The sequence below is a fragment of the Devosia oryzisoli genome, from assembly GCF_014837245.1.
Taxonomy (GTDB): domain Bacteria; phylum Pseudomonadota; class Alphaproteobacteria; order Rhizobiales; family Devosiaceae; genus Devosia; species Devosia oryzisoli.
Genome location: NZ_JACYFU010000004.1, coordinates 301084 through 318870 on the forward strand (window position 1 = coordinate 301084; position 17787 = coordinate 318870).

Below are 17787 nucleotides of genomic sequence, written 5' to 3' on the forward strand. Positions count from 1 at the left end.
TGGCGGCCTTAAAAAGGCCGATGCAGGTGATTGAGCCCCGGCAGGGGCAGGGCTAGAACGGTGCCATGCAAGAGCCAGTCATTCTCCCCGTTCCCGTTTTCTCAACCTTGGCCAATGCGGCCTTTGCGCTTCGCCGCGAAGTCTTCGTCTGGGAACAGAAGGTGCCGCCCGAGGTCGAGCTCGACCACTACGATCTTGAGGCCACGCACTTCGCCGCCATTGCGGAAGGTGAAGTGGTCGGAACGCTGCGGCTGGTCTACCTGCGTGAGCACGTCAAGATCGGGCGCGTCGCCGTACGCCAGCACTTCCGCGGACGGGGCATCGCCAGGAAGATGATCGGCATTGCCATGGATCATGCGCGGGCGCAGGGGCACGACCGCTTCTACCTCGGTGCGCAATCGGACAAGCTTGAATTCTACCGCAGCCTCGGTTTCGTTCCCTTCGGCCCGGAATTTATCGACGGAGGCATGCCCCACCGGGCCATGCGCGACTACGACAAGGATAGCGCCCGGCTCGCCGATTAACACCGCGTTAAGCCGTTAACCCCGTGCCCCTCGCCCATCCTGAAAATTTCACTAAAGGTGTGGTCGTGGCCCACCGCACACCTACCTAGCGCCGGGCCCGCACGGCGCTCCTCGTTGACGCTGCCGAACGACAGGACCCGGTTAACGGGAGGCAAAAAGGAACCGGCGCTGGCCAAAATCAGCGCCGGTTCCTTTGCTTTTACGGGCCTACGGCCAAAGCAAAAAAAAGCTGCGGAACGGCATCCGTGATCGTGGCGTTGTGATCACATGACGGGCCGTACGATGCGCTACCGCCAAGTGTTGCATCGCACGGCCCAGTTCACCGCCAACGATGAACCTATGGAGCTTACAATGATCCGCACGCTTCTGACCACTACGGCCATCGCCGTTGTGATGAGCACCAGTGCCTATGCCCAAGACGCGAATACGAACGCTCCGGCCACCACCGAGACCGCGCCTGCGGCCACCGATTCGATGGCTCCGGCTGCGGGTTCGACGGATGCCAACGCTTCCACGAACACTGATGCCTCGGCCGGCGCCAGCACGTCCACGGACGCCGCCGCCTCGGACAACAACGCCATGGATGCCAATGCCCAGGCGAGCCAGTCTTGGGACATGTCGGCTGGCTACACCCGTGTCGACAGCGACAGCCTTGTCAGCAAGATGATGGGCATGCCCGTCTATTCGAGCGCCGGTGATGACGCCGAGGAAATCGGTACCATCAATGATCTGGTGCTGGGCGAGAACGGCGAGATCAACGCCGTGGTGATTGGCGTGGGTGGCTTCCTCGGCATCGGCGAAAAGAACGTCGCCGTCGATTTTGGCTCGCTCGAGTTCACCATCGCGGCCGACAACACGGAGCGTTGGGTGCTCCCGACCACGGCAGACGCGCTGAATGCAGCTCCCGAGTTTACCTGGGAAGATGATGAGCCGGCTGACAACATGGCTCCAGCTGCCGACGGCGGCGCGATGGCCCCGGCCGCTCCGGCGGCGGATAACGCCATGGCCCCCGCTGCTGATCCCAACGCTGCGCCGGCAGATGCCAATGCGGCTCCGGTCGATCCGAATGCAGCCCCGGCTGATCCTGCCGCCGCTCCAGATGCGAATGCGGCTCCGGCGGCTGACGACTCCGCTGCGATGGCCCCGGCGGACCAGGACGACAACGGGATGCAGCGCGAAGGCTACAACACCATCGAGGTTGACGCCCTGACCGCTGAAAACCTCACCGGCGCCACCGTGATCGGCCCGGACGGCGAGGACATTGCGGAAGTGGGTGACATCCTTCTCACCCAGGACGGCAAGATCGACGCCATGCTGATCGACTTTGGTGGCTTCCTGGGCATCGGCCAGAAGCGCGTTGCCGTGGCGCTCGACAATATCGAGTTCGCGGCCAATGAAGACGGCGACATCGTAGTCTACACGAACTTCACCAAGGAGCAGCTCGAGGCCCAGCCCGAGTACAACGAAGACACTTATGCCAATGAGCCCAACCAGCGTCTGACGGCCCAGTAAGCTCCGCTGGACCGAAATGGAAGAGGCCCGCTCCGGCGGGCCTTTTTCGTATGCTCTGGACGCTTCTACTGGCCGCTGCGGAACCGCAGCCGGGCAATCTCGTCGTACTCTGACTGCTCGATCTTGTTCTGCTCGTCCTTCTCGCGCTGATGCTCGCGCTGGTCGAGCAGTTCAACCTTCTTGAGGTCCTCCAGCGCCTCGGCAAGGGCATCCTGCGCGCTTTCGAGCTTGCTCTTCATGTCATTGGCCGAAGCCAGCAGATTGTCCCGCCGCTGCAGCGCCGCCTTGGCAAAGGTCGAGTAGGCGAAGTGCGCCACGTCCGAAATGCCGGTCTTGGTGTGCTCGATCTCGATCTGCTGGTCGAGTTCGGTCGCCATGCGCTCGAAGTCGGCGATCATCATCTCGATCTGCACGACCTGACGACGCTTTTCGTCCACCTGGAACTTCTTGAGCCGGATGAGGCTCTCGCTGCGCGATTTCACGACCTGTACTCCTTACACACCAAGTCAGTTCCGGACCGAGCCCGACACCCGGACCCCTCCATCAGTCCCCCGCCTCCGCGTCGGCGACGATCCCGGCCAGCATCGCATAGCCTTCCCCGATCGACGTCGTCTCTTCCCGCTGCTGGCTCAGAAAAGCTTCCAGCTTCGGGTTGATGGCGATGGCGCGGTCCACTTTCGGATCTGACCCTTTCCGGTAAGCCCCCAGCCGGATCAGTTCCTCCATGTCCGAATAAATGGACATGAACTCCCGCGCCTTGGCCAGGACCGGCCGTACCTCGGCCGGGACGCACCCTGGCATGGTGCGCGAGATGGACCGGAGCACGTTCACGGCGGGGTAGCGCCCCCGCTCGGCAATCCCGCGCTCCATCACGATGTGCCCATCGAGAATACCGCGAACGGCATCGGCGATCGGCTCATTGTGATCATCACCTTCCACTAAAACGGTAAAAAGACCGGTAACGGAGCCGGAGCCGGGAGTGCCCGGGCCGGCCCGCTCCAACAGGCGCGGCAATTCGGTGAAAACCGTCGGCGGATAGCCCTTGGCCGTGGGCGGCTCGCCGATCGAGAGGCCGATTTCACGCTGGGCCATTGCGAAACGGGTCAGGCTGTCCATCATGCAGAGCACGCGTTTGCCCTGATCGCGGAAGTACTCGGCCAGCGCCATGGAGATGTACGCCGCCTGGCGCCGCATCAGCGCCGCCTCGTCCGAGGTAGCAACGACAACCACGGCGCGGGCCAGCCCCTCCTCGCCCAGATATTCCTGGATGAACTCGTGCACCTCCCGCCCGCGCTCGCCGATCAGCCCGATCACCGACACGTCGACATCGGTATTGCGGGCTAGCATGGACATGAGCACCGACTTGCCCACGCCCGATCCTGCAAAGATGCCCATGCGCTGCCCTTCACACAGCGTGGTGAAGGTATTGAGGCACCTTACTCCCAGTTCGATCGGCTCGCCGACGCGCGTGCGGTCATGCGCCGCCAGGGGGGACTGGCGCAGCGGATAGGACAGCGCGCCGCGCGGCAACGGACCCTTGCCGTCGATGGGTTCGCCATTGGCATTGACGACACGCCCCAGCCAGCCTTCCGAGGGATTGACCGAGCCGTCATGGCGCTTGAACACGGCCTTGCACCCCATGCGAACGCCGCTCAATTCACCAAACGGCAGGCACAGCGCATGCCCGCTGCGAAAGCCGATGATTTCTGCCACCAACATGCCGCCGTCGCTGGTCTCTATCTCGACGCGGCCGCCGATCTTGAGCTCGCGCACAGGCCCCACGACCTCGATGAGAAGACCCTGGACGGACTTCACCCGCCCGAACACCTCGATCTCGTCGATAGCATCGATGGCCGCGATCAGCGCCTTCATGGGGATCATTTTCCCTGCTGACGAACCGGCGAAGCAATGCATCCGCAGGCCGTGACAATGGTTACTCCACAGGCTTAAGAAGGGCCTATCCCGCGAATCACCAGGTAACCCGACGTTAACGCAAAAGCGCTATTTGCGGAGGGTGGTGGACACTATCGGCTACGCGCCTCTCCCGTCCCCCAACCCCCTCCCTTGCCACAATTGCTTGAGTCCCGAGAGTCGCTTAACCGCGCCACTTAATGTATTACCTTAAGAAAAATTGATAGAATTAACCTTTATTTTTCAATGACTTAGACTAAATTCATCTTACCTGCGATTGCGTATTGCCTAACCGAATTAAACTTTGTTAACTATTTGGGCTTAGGCTTCAGTCATATCCAGTAGGGTTGGAGCGATAGAGGCAATTGGCCTTGCTTCTCGCGGGTTCCAGCAGGAACGAATGACAAGGGGAATATAATGCGGGTACTCCTTATTGAGGACGATAGCGCCACGGCGCAGAGCATCGAGTTGATGCTCAAGTCCGAGAGTTTCAACGTCTACACCACCGATCTGGGTGAGGAGGGCGTCGATCTCGGAAAACTCTACGATTACGACATCATTCTTCTCGATCTGAACCTGCCCGACATGAGCGGTTACGAGGTGCTGCGCACCCTTCGCGTCGCCAAGGTTCAGACACCCATTCTGATCCTTTCCGGTCTGGCCGGTATCGAGGACAAGGTGCGCGGTCTCGGCTTCGGCGCCGACGATTACATGACCAAGCCCTTCCACAAGGACGAGCTCGTGGCCCGCATCCACGCCATCGTCCGGCGCTCCAAGGGCCATGCGCAGTCGGTCATCTCGACCGGCGATCTCATGGTCAACCTCGACACCAAGACTGTGGAAGTCCAGGGCCAGCGCGTGCATTTGACAGGCAAGGAATACCAGATGCTGGAACTCCTTTCGCTGCGCAAGGGCACTACGCTCACCAAGGAAATGTTCCTCAACCACCTCTATGGCGGCATGGACGAACCCGAGCTCAAGATCATCGACGTGTTCATCTGCAAGCTGCGCAAGAAGCTCAGCGTGGCCACCGGCGGCAAGAACTACATCGAGACCGTCTGGGGTCGCGGCTATGTGCTGCGCGAGCCGGACGAGAGCGAGGTCTATGCCGAGAGCGTCGCCTGATCCTGAGGCGACTGCTGATTTCTTCAAAGCCCTGCGCTCACCAGCGCGGGGCTTTTCCGTTTTGACCCTGTCGCCCAGTTGACGCACACTCGGAACCGGGCCCGCAAAGAGGGCGTTCCGAGCCAGGCACAAAGGGGATTTCCATGGCAGACATGTCTCAACGCTTGCGCGAACCGCTTGTTCTCACCCTGCTGGTCCTGGCCGCGGTGGGATGGTTTGCCTTCCTTGCCATGTGGATCAACGCCAGCAATCAGGCCAACCAGCTCCAGCAGCAGCTGGCGCAGGCAAACACAGCCCGCCAGGAAGCCGCGGCTCAGCTTGCAGAGCGCGAGGGACTGAACGGAGACATCGAGCAGGTCCAGGCTGAACTCGAGGCAGCCAAGGGCGACCTCCAGAGCACGAACGCCGACCTGCAGGCTGCTCGCGATAATCTCACGTCGATCGCAGCGGACATCGAAAGCGGCAAGGGTGAAATCGAAGCTCGGCAGCAGCAATTGGCCGACTTTACGGCACAGCAGGAAGAGGCCCAGGCACAAACCGACGCCTTGACCGAACAGAACGACCAGCTCACCCAGCAGATCGAAACGGCAACGCAGCAGTTGAACGATGTGGGCGCCCGCCTCGCTGAAGCCCGCAAGCAGGAAGAGACGGCAACGGCCAATCTGGCCCAGCTGACGCAGGAAGCGGCGGTCGCCACCAAGCAGCTTTCCGACACCCAGACCAGCCTGCAGTCCTCCCGCGAGGAGATGACGACGCTTCAGACACAGCTGGCCGACCGCACCGCGCAACAGGAAGAGGCTGGCAAGCAGGTTCAGACTCTGCAGCAGCAGATTGATGATCTGACCTCCCGTCGCGACGAGTTGCAGGCCAGTGTCGATGATTATCAGGGCCAGCTCAACACGCTTCAGCCCCAGGTGCAGGAACTGACGGCGACACTGGCCCAGCGCAGCCAGGAGCTCAAGGATATGGAGGCCCGGATAGCCGACCAGCGCGCCGCCCAGGCGGTGCCGAGCGGAAACTATCGCGCCGAAAGCGGGCTGGGCCTGACGCTCAATGACGATGGCAGTTTCGAGATGCGCGCCCGCAACGGCCGGAGCGTGGATGGACAGTACACAATGGACGACACCGCCCTGGTCCTGACCGACGCCTCCGGCGACATTGGAAACGCCAGCTTCCCCATGACGTGCACCCTCTCGAGCCAGGGCAGCACCATCGTCATTGCCGACGACGCCGATTGCCCGCTGGCAGGCCTAAGCTTCGCCCGCGGCAACTGATCGTCCAATATACCACTCGAGGCCGGCGCCACCGACGCCGGCCTTTTGCTATGCCCAGCCGGCTGTCGAAACAGCCCGCCGCCACGCGTCGTATCCCCAGAGGCCGCAAGGGCCTTGACGAGGTGGGGCGAACGCGATGCTCTTTCGCTGGAACGGGCTGACAGGGAATGGGCACCAGGATGAGCGATCGGAGCGAAACCGAGCGGGCCATCACAACCGTGTGGAGAACCGAGCAAGCCCGCCTCATTGCCGGACTGACGCGGCAGGTGCGGGACATTTCGCTGGCAGAAGAGCTGGCACAGGAAGCGCTGATGGCCGCCTTGCGGACCTGGCCGGGAACGGGCGTCCCGCGCAACCCGGGCGCCTGGCTCATGCAGGCCGGCAAGCGCAAGGCCATCGATTACTTCCGCCACCGCAAGATGGCAGCGGGCAAGCTCGAGGAAATCGGGCGCGCGCTGGAGGACGATGTGCCTGACGCCGAGGCGGCCCTGCACGAGGGGCTGGACGACGACGTCGGCGATGATCTGCTGCGCCTCATCTTCACCTCCTGCCATCCCATCCTGCCGGCGGAAAGCCGCGTGGCCCTGACGCTGCGGCTGATCGGAGGCCTGACCACGGAAGAGATCGCCCGCGCATTTCTGGCCAACGACACAACGATCGGGCAGCGCATCGTGCGGGCCAAGCGCACGATCGCCGATGCGGGCGTCCCCTTCGAAGTTCCGCGCGGAGCCGAGCGCGAAGAGCGGCTGGCATCAGTTCTGGGCGTCCTCTACCTCATCTTCAACGAAGGCTACTCCGCCACCGCAGGCGAAGACTGGATGCGGCCACAGCTCTGCGAGGAAGCCATGCGCATGGGACGCATTCTGGCCGGGCTGATGCCCGACGAGCCGGAAGTCCATGGACTGCTCGCCCTGATGGAGCTCCAGCACTCGCGCTCCGCGGCGCGCACTGACGCCAGTGGCGCACCGGTCCTGCTGCTCGATCAGAACCGCGCGCTATGGGACCAATTGATGATCCGGCGGGGCCTCGATGGCCTCACCCACGCCCAGCGCCTCGGCGGAGCCATGGGTCCATACACGCTGCAGGCCGCCATCGCAGCCTGTCACGCCCGCGCTCGAAGGGCCGAAAACACCGACTGGGACCAGATCGCCGCCATCTACGACCTGCTCAATCAGGTGACGCCGTCACCGGTGATCGCCCTCAATCGCGCCGTGGCCGTCTCGATGGCCAAAGGTCCGCAGGCCGCGCTTCCGCTCGTCGACGCCATTCGCGACGAGCCGGCTCTCAAAAACTATTACCTGCTCTACGGCGTGCGCGGCGATATTCTGCGCAAGCTAGGCCGGCACAGCGAGGCGAACCTCGAGTTCCGCCGGGCGGCGGAACTGACGCGCAACGCGCGTGAAAGATCGTTCCTCCTGGGCCGCGCGGAGGAGACTGCGTAGGGCTCAGGCGGCCGCAGCGGCGCCCTTGCCGAACTTTTGTGCCATTGATTTCCGGTCGAACGGCTTCATCATGTAGTCGTTGGCACCGGCCCGCAGCGCCATGGCGATGGCGCCGACGTCGTTTTCGACGGTGCAGTAGACGACGTGGGGCGTCTCCCCACCGATGAAGGCGCGCAGCAGTTTGAGAAACTCCAGCCCGCTCATGATCGGCATGTTGGAGTCCAGCAGGATGACGTCGGGCATGTCCTGCCGGCACTTTTCGAAAGCGTCCTGCCCGTCCTCCGCCTCCTCGACGATATAGTCGAGGTCCTCGAGGATCCGGCGGGCAACCTTGCGCACGACGGTCGAGTCATCAACGATCAGGCAACTGCGCATGGCCAGAGGACCCTGTGAATGGTGGACGCCTCTGCAACTATGCCAGCCAAACGGTTGGAGAAAGGTTGACGGGTTAGGCGCTATTGGCGCTCTTGTCCTGCGTCTTGGGCACGGCGGTAAAGAAGAACGTGTCGTTCTCGATGCCGATGGCGAGCTCCATGTCCGTCATGCGGGCAAGAAGACCGGTGTAGAACGGCTGGATGCCCCGCGCGTCGACAGCCCCTTCCTCCGGCATGCCGGACAGCAGGCCGGCCGAGCCTGAGGGCACGAGGGTTTTCTGGCGCTTTTCCGGGTCACTCGACGAGGCGAACTCGAATTTCTCTTGGCCCGCCGGCCCCGAAATGCGTGCCGCCACCCGGCCACCGCGCGGCACCGAACCGGCCGCGATGAGCAGCATGTTCATGAACAGCTTGGCCTTGTGCTTGGGCAGCAGGATCAGCGGCACGTCCCATTCGAGGTCGGCTTTCTCGATATCGAACAGAATGCGGGCGACCCGCTCGCACTCGCGCGTATCGATGTCCGTACCGGCCGTGGAGGAAGCACCATAGGCCAGGCGCGCGAATTCGAGCTTGGCGCGGCTCTGCTTGGCAGCGCTGGCGATCAGGTCGCGCGCTCCATCCGCCATGTCGGACTGGGCAGGATCGGATAGGACTTCGAGCCCGTTGCCGATGGCCCCGATGGGATTGATGAGATCGTGGCAGACCCTAGAGCACAGCATAGCCGCCAAATCGGTCGCCTTGAGCTCAATGATATCGGTCATCGCACGTCTCCATGGGTCGCCCACCGGCGAGAATCGTTTTTGCGACAATAGAAGGCTCGTCGCCTGCGCACTACTCTCGGGAGAGCGTTTTGGACAGAACCTGCCAATGCTCCTCGGCGCGCAGCGCGGCCGCATCTGGCGCCAGCAGAAATGCCTCCCGATTGGCCGCCGAATAGAAGAGGTAAAGCCGTTCCTTGTAGACGACGTAGATGGCGGGATCGGCATCGGCGACAAAGCCGCGCGACAGGCTCATCGCACCATGCCCGCCGAACTGCGGGGAATAGAGCTCCGGGTGACGCCGGAAGATTTCGAGATTAGCCGGGTTGGCGAAATACCATGGCGCGCCCATCCAGTCGAATTCGTGATCCGGCCGTCCTGGCAATGGCGCCGGTTCGGTGAAATAGGAAATCGGGTCGAAGCCGCCGATCGCCACCCCCGTCAGGGGATCAGTCAGAATGAGGCTAACGGTCGACTGCCCGAGCGCCGGCCCCATCATGGCGCCAACCGGCCCGAAAAGCGGCAGAACCAAGGCAAGCATGGTTAAGATTTGTTTAGAGGTTTGCTTCATCATTGCCCAATGATTGGCGCGCCGGAAGGCCCCACCCTGCCGCAAAGACCTTAGGTCTTCGTAACCGGCTCCACACGAGGAGACACTCCATGCTCAAGCGCCTCGCACAGCTCGCTACCTTCTTGCTGGCCCTGCTGGCCGCCGCGCCCGCTCTGGCGCAGGGGTCGCTGAGCGACACCTATTCCGGCGAAGAACTGGTCGAGAGTGGAAACCAGTTTTTCGGTTCGGCCGCGCAGGGCCTGGCGTCCCTTGTTGAACGGGCAGTGGGGCAGTTCGGTCAGCCCAATGGCTATATCCTGGGCCAGGAAGCCGGCGGCGCCCTCATCGTCGGCGCCAAGTACGGGGAAGGCACGCTCTATACCCGCAACGCCGGGCAGTATTCCATCTTCTGGCAGGGCCCCTCCATCGGCTTCGACGTCGGCGGCGATGGGTCGAAGGTGATGATGCTGGTCTACAACCTCACCTCGGTCCCCGAGATCCTGGGCCGCTACCCCGGTGTCGATGGCTCGGCTTATCTCCTGGGTGGCTTGGGCATGACGGTCACCAAGCGCGGCGGCGTGGTGGTGGTGCCGATCCGCTCTGGCGTCGGCGCCCGCCTCGGAATGAATGTCGGCTATCTCAACTTCACCAACCAGCCCACATGGAACCCCTTCTGACCCATCGGGCTTTAGCATCATAACCGTATCAGGCCGGGGCCTAGCCCCGGCTTTTTCGTGACGGCAGGGGCCAAACCCATTAGGGTTAACCTTGGGCAGGACTGGCCAGCGTCCTCCCATGCCACCAATCTAAGGCGGACCGTACGGGTTCGCGCGGCGCCGGAGAGTGCTCGATGCCGATCGAAAACATCATGTATTTTGCCTTGGGCCTGCTGGTGGCGGGCCTGATGGCGCTTGCGATATTACCGGCCGTGTGGAAGCGGGCCGTGCGGCTGACCAAGCGCCGGATCGAGGCCGCGACGCCGATTACCCTGGCCGAGTTCCGGGCCGACAAGGATCAACTGCGCGCTGAATTTGCGCTGTCGGCCCGCCGGCTCGAAATGACCATCGAGCAGTTGCGGACGCGCCTTGCCGAGCAGGCCAGTCTGGCCAACCAGGCCCGGACGGATGTCGGCGCGCTCACCGCCGAACGCGCCAAGCACCTCGAAATCGTCTCCGATCTTGAGGAACGCGAAGCGAGCCTGCGGGCGCGGGTTCTCGAGCTCGAAAAGGAAGGGGCCGATCTGGCCCAGCGCCTGAGGATGCGGGAACGCGATCTTGAATCGCGGGCGGCCGAAGTGCAGGACCTGCGAAATTCCCTGCGCCGCGGCCTGCCGGCGGAGACGGAACTCGACGGAGCCGACCTCTCGGGCGATTATCAGATCGACATCGAGCGGTTAACGACGGCTCTGGCGGTCGAGCGCAAGCGCGCGTCTTATCTCGAGGACCAGGCGCGCACCCTGGTTGCCGAGCTTGAAACCTCAGGCCGGCGCACCACCGAGGCCGAAGCAGCCATCGCCCAGATGCGCGACGCCTTGAGCGGCCGGGATGCCGAGCGGGAGGAGAGCGCCGAAGAGCTTCACGCAGCAGAGGCCCGCATCGCAAGCGCGGGAACCCGCTTGACCGAGCTTCTGGCCGAAACCACAGAAGAAGACGACACGGAACGTCCAGCCGATCTGGAGCGCAGGACCGTCAGCCTGGACGATTTGCGCGACGAGATCGGCGCCCTCGAAAGCGATATTCTGGCTGATTGGGGGACGGACCGCGCCGACGAGAACGCGTTGCGCGAGCGTCTCACCAGCATCGCCGCCGCCGTCAGCCGGGTGGTGTACACGGATCAGGAGGCCGCCGAGGCCAGTTCTGCCGGCCAGGAGAGCCTGTTCGACCGGGTGCAGCGCTTTGCCGATGACGGCGAGAGTGCCGATGTGCTGCCACGCGCCGCGGCGCAAAGCCGGCAGGGCGCCGTAACCGATCGCCTCGCCGCGCTCCGCGAACTCCAGGGGCGCTAGTTGGCCGCCGGTGCGTTGGTTATCACGACGCTGCGCAACAATTCCCCTGTGCCCGCATCGAACACGGCCAGTGTCACGGCAGCGCCCGCGCGATAGGTGACCTGCAGCGTCCCGTCCGTGTTGAGAGCCGAAAGCACCTCGGCGTCGGCCGGCACACTGACCGTCTCGGCCACGACCGGTGGCGGGCTGTCGCGCATCACGCGATAGACAAGGGCGAACCCAATCGCCATAAAGCCGAGCAACAGGATGCCGATCGACACACCGAACGAGCGGCGCGCCCGTCCCAGCAAAGCCCGTGCTTCCGGCGTTAACTCCGTCTGGGCCTGCGCGGCATTGGCATCGGACGGTTCAGGATTGGTCATGGCGGAAGACACCGATTTCGAATGTGAAGGCGAACCCGTGACGGTTGTCGTCGACGAGGCGATGGCCGGTGGCCGTCTTGATGCGACCTTGGCGCAAGCCCATGATGCGCTGAGCCGGAACCGGATCAAGGATCTGATCCTAGGCGGCGCCGTCTGCATCGACGGGCGACCGGCCGCCGAACCCAAATACCGGCTCAAGGCGGGAGAAACAATCACCCTTCTTGCGCCACCCCCGGAAGACCCCGATCCCGAGCCCGAGGATATCCCCCTCGACATCCTTTACGAGGACGAGCACCTGATCGTCATCAACAAGCCGGTCGGCATGGTGGTCCATCCAGCCCCCGGCTCTCCCAATGGCACACTGGTCAACGCCCTCATCTTCCATTGCGGGGAGAGCCTCAAGGGCATCGGCGGCGTCAAGCGGCCGGGCATCGTGCACCGGCTCGACAAGGACACGTCCGGCGTCATGGTGGCGGCCAAGACGGAACAGGCGCATCGCCATCTCTCCGCGCAGTTCGCCGATCACGGCCGCACCGGGCCCCTGCATCGCGCCTACACGGCCTTTGCCTGGGGCGCGACACAGTCGGGCATGGGGACGGTTGATGCGCCGCTGGGCCGCGATCCCGGCAATCGCCTCAAGCAGGCCGTGCTCCGACATGGACGCGAGGCCATCACCCACTATGCCGTCGAGCGCCGCTTCGGCGATGCCGGGTGGGATATCACGCAAATCCGGTGCGAACTCGAGACCGGGCGTACGCACCAGATCCGCGTCCACATGGCCCACATCGGTCATCCCCTGGTCGGCGACGCTCTCTACGCCCCTGGCTTTGCCACCAAGGTCCGCAAGCTCCCCCAGGAATTGGCAGCACTGGTTTCCAATCTGGAGCGGCAGGCCCTGCACGCGGCCGAACTGGGCTTTGAGCATCCTGCGATGGGTGAGGAGATGTTCTTCGAAGCCGACCTCCCCGACGATCTCGCCGACATCCTTGGCGCGCTCGAGCCCTATGACCGCAGCAACGCACGATCATCTCGCGATCGTGTTTGAACCATCCGGTGTTTTATCGTATTATGCCGATGAAGCAGTTTTGGCGCTGTTCGGAACCAACGTCGATTTGTAACGTTTCGAACCCTTCGTCCTCTTAAAAACGCCAAACTGACACCTATATCAACAGAGCGTCTGCCTTCGTGCCGGAAGGACGTAGCCAGGCGGTTCCGCCCGCGACAGCGGGGGATGTGAAAGGGGGTGCGTCCATGGCCCAAACCAATTTGCCGGTCCTCTCGTCCGAAGGGGGCCTCAGCCGCTATCTTCAGGAAATCCGCAAGTTTCCCATGCTGGAAGCGGATGAAGAATACATGCTGGCCAAGCGGTACAAAGAGCACGCCGATCCCGGCGCTGCCCAGAAGCTGATCACCAGCCATCTGCGTCTCGTTGCCAAGATCGCCATGGGCTATCGCGGCTACGGCCTGCCGATTTCCGAAGTGATCTCGGAAGGCAATGTCGGCCTGATGCACGCGGTCAAGCGCTTCGAGCCCGAAAAAGGCTTCCGGCTCGCGACATACGCCATGTGGTGGATCCGCGCCTCGATCCAGGAATACGTCCTGCGCTCCTGGAGCCTGGTCAAGATCGGGACGACTGCCGCGCAAAAGCGCCTGTTCTTCAACCTGCGCAAGGTGAAGGGTCAGATTGCCGCTCTCGAAGACGGCGCCCTGCATCCCGATCAGATCAAGCAGATCGCCACGACCCTTAAGGTGTCAGAGGCCGAAGTCGTGCAGATGAACTCGCGCCTCTCCGGTGATGCGTCACTCAATTCTCCCATGCGGGCCGACGAAGGGTCTTCGGAATGGCAGGATTGGCTGGTCGACGAAACGCCTGACCAGGAAACCAGCCTTGGCGAGAGCGAGGAATACGCCGAGCGCATGGGAATGCTCAACGAAGCCATGGATGTGCTCAACGAGCGCGAACGCGCCATCTTCCAGGCTCGGCGCCTGCAGGAAAACCCGTCCACCCTCGAGGAACTGGCCCAGCAATACGACGTCAGCCGCGAGCGCATCCGGCAGATTGAGGTGCGTGCGTTCGAGAAGGTGCAGGAGGCGGTCCGCGGCGCAGCGGCCGCTCACTGACACTACCCGGCAGCCATTTTGAAGCGCCCGGCCCTGGCCGGGCGCTTTCGCTTTTTGCTCCAGTCTGCGCCGCAGCATCGGTCGATGTTAATTTCACCGCGGCCCTGCATCCAACTGGCGGGGCAGAACGTATTAACCCCGACGCGACAAAATGACTGGACGCAGCGGCGGCAACGCCGCAGGTGTTGCCCTTGTAACGCCCTATTGCGGGACTTACATTCGCCCAAACACTGGTGCAGGACGCACCGGCTCCTCCGGGACAGGATTGATGAACGGAAATTTCCGCAACTTCGCCATCTGGCTGGTCATACTTTTCATGCTGATGGGCCTGTTCCAGGTCTTCCAGTCTTCCACGCGGTCGATTTCCGTTTCGGACAAGAGCTACAGCCAGTTCGTCTCCGACATCGACTCCAGCCGCGTCTCTAGCGTGACCATCACCAACAATGTGGTCTCCGGTGTGCTCAATGACGGCACGCGCTTCGAAACCATCATTCCCGATGGCGCCGACGTCATTTCCCGGCTCGAAGACCACAACGTGACGATCACGGCGCGCGAGCCCGAATCGAGCCCGTTCTGGTCTATCCTGCTGTCCTCCTGGCTGCCGTTCATCGTGATCATCGGCGTCTGGTTCTTCTTCATCCGGCAGATGCAGGGTGGGGGCCGTGGCGGCGCAATGGGCTTTGGCAAGTCCCGCGCCAAGCTTCTCACCGAGACCCAGGGCAAGGTGACCTTCGAGGACGTTGCTGGCGTGGATGAAGCCAAGCAGGACCTCGAGGAAATCGTCGAATTCCTGCGCGATCCAGGCAAGTTCCAGCGCCTGGGCGGCCGCATTCCGCGCGGCGTGCTGCTGGTCGGCCCTCCGGGTACCGGTAAGACGCTTCTCGCCCGCTCCGTGGCCGGCGAAGCCAACGTGCCCTTCTTCACCATCTCGGGTTCCGATTTCGTCGAAATGTTCGTCGGCGTCGGCGCATCGCGCGTCCGCGACATGTTCGAACAGGCCAAGAAGAACGCGCCCTGCATTATCTTCATCGACGAAATCGACGCGGTTGGCCGCCAGCGCGGTGCCGGTCTGGGCGGCGGTAACGACGAACGCGAGCAGACGCTTAACCAGCTCCTCGTCGAAATGGACGGCTTTGAGGCCAATGAGGGCATCATCCTGATTGCGGCCACCAACCGCCCTGACGTGCTTGACCCTGCCCTGCTCCGTCCCGGCCGCTTCGACCGGCAGGTCGTGGTGCCGAACCCGGACGTCTCGGGCCGCGAGAAGGTGCTCAAGGTCCACGTCCGCAAGGTGCCGCTGGCACCCGACGTCGATCTCAAGGTACTTGCTCGTGGCACGCCTGGCTTCTCGGGTGCCGATTTGATGAACCTCGTCAATGAGGCTGCCCTCATGGCGGCCCGGCGCAACAAGCGCTTCGTGACGCATCAGGAATTCGAGGACGCCAAGGACAAGATCATGATGGGCGCCGAGCGCCGCACCATGGCCATGACCGACGACGAAAAGAAGCTGACGGCTTATCATGAAGCCGGCCACGCCATCATTGCTCTCAAGATGGCCGGGCTCGACCCGATCCACAAGGCGACCATCATTCCCCGCGGCCGCGCCCTGGGCATGGTGATGACGCTGCCCGAGAACGACACCTATTCCTTCTCCAAGGAAAAGGCGTTGGCCCGGCTCGCCATGCTGTTTGGCGGCCGCGAGGCGGAGATCATCAAGTTCGGTCCCGCCAAGGTGACATCGGGCGCTTCGGGCGACATCCAGATGGCCACCGGTCTGGCCCGCTCCATGGTGATGGAATGGGGCATGAGCGAGCGTCTCGGTCGCGTTCGCTACAAGTCCAATGACCAGGAAGTGTTCCTTGGCCACTCGGTGACGCAGTCCAACAACATGTCGGACGAAACTGCCAAGCTGATCGACGAAGAAGTGCGCCAACTGATCGAGGATGGTGAGAAAACGGCCAAGAACATTCTCACCACCTACCATGACCAGTGGGAAGCCATCGCCCAGGCGCTCCTGGAATACGAGACGCTGACCGGCGACGAGTTGCGCGCCCTGATGGACGGCAAGCAGCCGGTCCGCCCCGATGACAATGGTCCGTCCGCGCCCAAGGCGTCGGGCGTACCCTCGGCTGGTGCTGCCGGCAAGAAGCGTCCTGGCCCGTCGCCCGATGCGCCGCCCGAGCCTGCTCCGGGCACTTAGGCAACGGGATCACACTCGCACAACAATTAAGGGTCACCTCACGGTGGCCCTTTCTCTTTACCCCGCTGTCGGCTATGCCGGTCGAAAAGTGGTATTCTACCAAGCGGACCAGTTGGGAGAACGGCGATGGCCAGGAAATACTTTGGCACCGATGGCATCCGTGGGCTCGCCAATGGCGACAAGCTGACCCCTGAACTCGCCATGAAGGTCGGCATGGCCGCCGGCACGCGCTTCGTGCGCGGCGACCATCGCAACCGTGTCGTGATCGGCAAGGACACCCGCCGCTCCGGCTATATGCTGGAAAACGCCCTCGCCGCCGGGTTCACCGCGGTGGGCATGGACGTCTATTTCCTCGGGCCCATGCCGACCCCGGCCGTAGCCATGCTGACCCGCTCGCTGCGCGCCGATCTTGGCGTCATGATCTCGGCCTCGCACAACCCTTACGACGATAACGGCATCAAATTCTTCCGCCCCGACGGCTACAAGCTCAGCGACGAGGTCGAAGCCGAGATCGAGCGGCTCATCGAAACCGACATGAGCAAGCTCCTCGCCCACGGCATGAAGATCGGCCGCGCCCACCGCGACGAAGAAGCCCGTACGCGCTACGTCGAATATGCCAAGCGCACCCTGCCCCGCGGCATGGACCTGTCGGGCCTGCGCGTCGTGCTCGATTGCGCCAACGGCGCCGCGCACAAGGTCGCCCCCATGGCGCTTTGGGAACTGGGTGCCGAGGTCATCGCCATCGGCATCGAGCCAGACGGCTACAACATCAACTACAAGGTCGGCTCCACGGCCCCCGACGCGGTTGCTGCCAAGGTCAAGGAAGTGCGGGCCGACATCGGCATCGCCCTCGACGGGGACGCGGACCGCGTCATCATCATCGACGAAAAGGGCAATGTCGTGGATGGCGATCAGTTCATGGCCGTCATCGCGCAGAGCTGGATGGAGCGCGAACTCCTCCAGGGCGGCGGCATCGTCGCCACCGTCATGTCCAATCTGGGCCTCGAACGCTATCTGCTCGGTCTCGGCCTGACGCTCGAGCGCACGCAGGTGGGCGATCGCTATGTCCTCGAAGCGATGCGCGCCAAGGGGTTCAATGTCGGCGGCGAACAGTCGGGCCACATCATTCTCTCCGACTACACCACCACCGGCGACGGTCTAGTCGCCGCGCTGCAACTGCTCTCCGTGCTCAAGCAGCAGGACAAGCCGATCTCCGAAATCTGCTCCCGCTTCGACAAGGTCCCGCAATTGCTGCGCAGCATCCGCTTCCGCTCCGGCAGGCCCCTGGAACACAAGCAGGTCATCCAGGCGATCGCCGATGGGCAAGCACTTCTGGGCACGGGCGGCCGCCTCGTCGTCCGGCCATCGGGCACCGAGCCGGTCATCCGGGTGATGGGCGAAGCCGATGACGCATCCTTGGTGGAGACTGTGGTCAGCCAGATTGAAGCCGCAATCCGCGACGTGGCTTAGTTTAACCGGAAGTTAACAAAAACCGATCGCGTTAGCAGAAGAGTAACCTTCTGTATTGATCACTATTTAGGGTTAAAAGTTTAGGTTAAGCGCGCTTTAAGAAGTTTGTTTGATAGTTGCCACATTCGACTGGTGTCGTGGCAACCCAAGGATATACTT

At 63.0% G+C, this 17787-nt stretch carries 17 protein-coding genes; 11 read left to right on the forward strand and 6 right to left on the reverse strand.

Going from position 1 to position 17787, the window contains the following annotated elements:
* Positions 1-65 precede the first annotated feature (65 nt).
* Complete coding sequence (locus IC608_RS15930; RefSeq protein WP_191777561.1) at positions 66-524, forward strand: GNAT family N-acetyltransferase; 459 nt, start codon at positions 66-68, stop codon at positions 522-524.
* 351 nt (positions 525-875) lie between these two features.
* Positions 876-2036: a PRC-barrel domain-containing protein gene (locus tag IC608_RS15935; protein ID WP_191777563.1), complete on the forward strand. Its 1161-nt coding sequence runs from the start codon at positions 876-878 to the stop codon at positions 2034-2036.
* A 65-nt stretch (positions 2037-2101) separates the two neighbouring features.
* On the opposite strand, the gene fliJ is transcribed toward IC608_RS15935, so the two are convergent.
* Complete coding sequence (gene fliJ / locus IC608_RS15940; RefSeq protein WP_191777565.1) at positions 2102-2518, reverse strand: flagellar export protein FliJ; 417 nt, start codon at positions 2516-2518, stop codon at positions 2102-2104.
* Positions 2519-2579: 61 nt separating this feature from the next.
* Entirely contained in the window at positions 2580-3908 is a 1329-nt protein-coding gene (gene fliI, locus IC608_RS15945) for a flagellar protein export ATPase FliI (RefSeq protein ID WP_191777676.1), read from the reverse strand.
* A 456-nt stretch (positions 3909-4364) separates the two neighbouring features.
* On the opposite strand from fliI, the gene ctrA reads away from it, so the two are divergent.
* The 3 genes from ctrA (at position 4365) to IC608_RS15960 (ending at position 7788) form a co-directional block, all read left to right on the forward strand.
* Positions 4365-5072: a response regulator transcription factor CtrA gene (ctrA, locus tag IC608_RS15950; RefSeq protein WP_191777567.1), complete on the forward strand. Its 708-nt coding sequence runs from the start codon at positions 4365-4367 to the stop codon at positions 5070-5072.
* A 143-nt stretch (positions 5073-5215) separates the two neighbouring features.
* The gene (locus IC608_RS15955; protein ID WP_191777569.1) at positions 5216-6346 is read left to right on the forward strand and encodes a coiled-coil domain-containing protein; all 1131 of its coding nucleotides are present in this window, start codon (positions 5216-5218) and stop codon (positions 6344-6346) included.
* A gap of 179 nt (positions 6347-6525) precedes the next feature.
* Positions 6526-7788, forward strand: a complete 1263-nt coding sequence (locus IC608_RS15960; RefSeq protein ID WP_191777571.1) for an RNA polymerase sigma factor — start codon at positions 6526-6528, stop codon at positions 7786-7788.
* 3 nt (positions 7789-7791) lie between these two features.
* Here the strand turns inward: IC608_RS15960 and IC608_RS15965 are convergent, their stop codons facing one another.
* From IC608_RS15965 to IC608_RS15975, 3 genes are all read right to left on the reverse strand, one after another.
* On the reverse strand, positions 7792-8163 hold the full coding sequence (locus tag IC608_RS15965) for a response regulator (RefSeq protein WP_191777573.1): 372 nt from the start codon (positions 8161-8163) through the stop codon (positions 7792-7794).
* A gap of 73 nt (positions 8164-8236) precedes the next feature.
* On the reverse strand, positions 8237-8923 hold the full coding sequence (chpT, locus tag IC608_RS15970) for a histidine phosphotransferase ChpT (RefSeq protein WP_191777574.1): 687 nt from the start codon (positions 8921-8923) through the stop codon (positions 8237-8239).
* 70 nt (positions 8924-8993) lie between these two features.
* Entirely contained in the window at positions 8994-9461 is a 468-nt protein-coding gene (locus IC608_RS15975; protein ID WP_191777576.1) for a YHS domain-containing (seleno)protein, read from the reverse strand.
* 119 nt (positions 9462-9580) lie between these two features.
* On the opposite strand from IC608_RS15975, the gene IC608_RS15980 reads away from it, so the two are divergent.
* Together IC608_RS15980 and IC608_RS15985 are read left to right on the forward strand one after the other, a co-directional pair.
* Positions 9581-10147, forward strand: a complete 567-nt coding sequence (locus IC608_RS15980) for a DUF1134 domain-containing protein (RefSeq protein ID WP_191777578.1) — start codon at positions 9581-9583, stop codon at positions 10145-10147.
* A gap of 173 nt (positions 10148-10320) precedes the next feature.
* Positions 10321-11475: a coiled-coil domain-containing protein gene (locus IC608_RS15985; RefSeq protein WP_191777580.1), complete on the forward strand. Its 1155-nt coding sequence runs from the start codon at positions 10321-10323 to the stop codon at positions 11473-11475.
* Here the strand turns inward: IC608_RS15985 and IC608_RS15990 are convergent.
* Positions 11472-11837: a hypothetical protein gene (locus tag IC608_RS15990; RefSeq protein ID WP_191777582.1), complete on the reverse strand. Its 366-nt coding sequence runs from the start codon at positions 11835-11837 to the stop codon at positions 11472-11474. The two genes, IC608_RS15985 and IC608_RS15990, sit on opposite strands and share 4 nt — an antisense overlap.
* On the opposite strand from IC608_RS15990, the gene IC608_RS15995 reads away from it, so the two are divergent.
* From IC608_RS15995 to glmM, 4 genes are all read left to right on the forward strand, one after another.
* A complete protein-coding gene (locus IC608_RS15995; RefSeq protein WP_191777584.1) occupies positions 11836-12882 on the forward strand; it encodes an RluA family pseudouridine synthase in 1047 nt (348 codons plus the stop codon). The genes IC608_RS15990 and IC608_RS15995 overlap by 2 nt on opposite strands.
* Before the next feature lie 206 nt (positions 12883-13088).
* Entirely contained in the window at positions 13089-13958 is an 870-nt protein-coding gene (rpoH, locus tag IC608_RS16000) for an RNA polymerase sigma factor RpoH (RefSeq protein WP_191777586.1), read from the forward strand.
* Between the two features lie 268 nt (positions 13959-14226).
* Positions 14227-16158 (forward strand): ATP-dependent zinc metalloprotease FtsH, encoded by a 1932-nt coding sequence (gene ftsH / locus IC608_RS16005; protein WP_191777594.1) that lies wholly within the window; start codon positions 14227-14229, stop codon positions 16156-16158.
* 126 nt (positions 16159-16284) lie between these two features.
* A complete protein-coding gene (gene glmM / locus IC608_RS16010; RefSeq protein WP_191777596.1) occupies positions 16285-17628 on the forward strand; it encodes a phosphoglucosamine mutase in 1344 nt (447 codons plus the stop codon).
* Positions 17629-17787 lie beyond the last annotated feature (159 nt).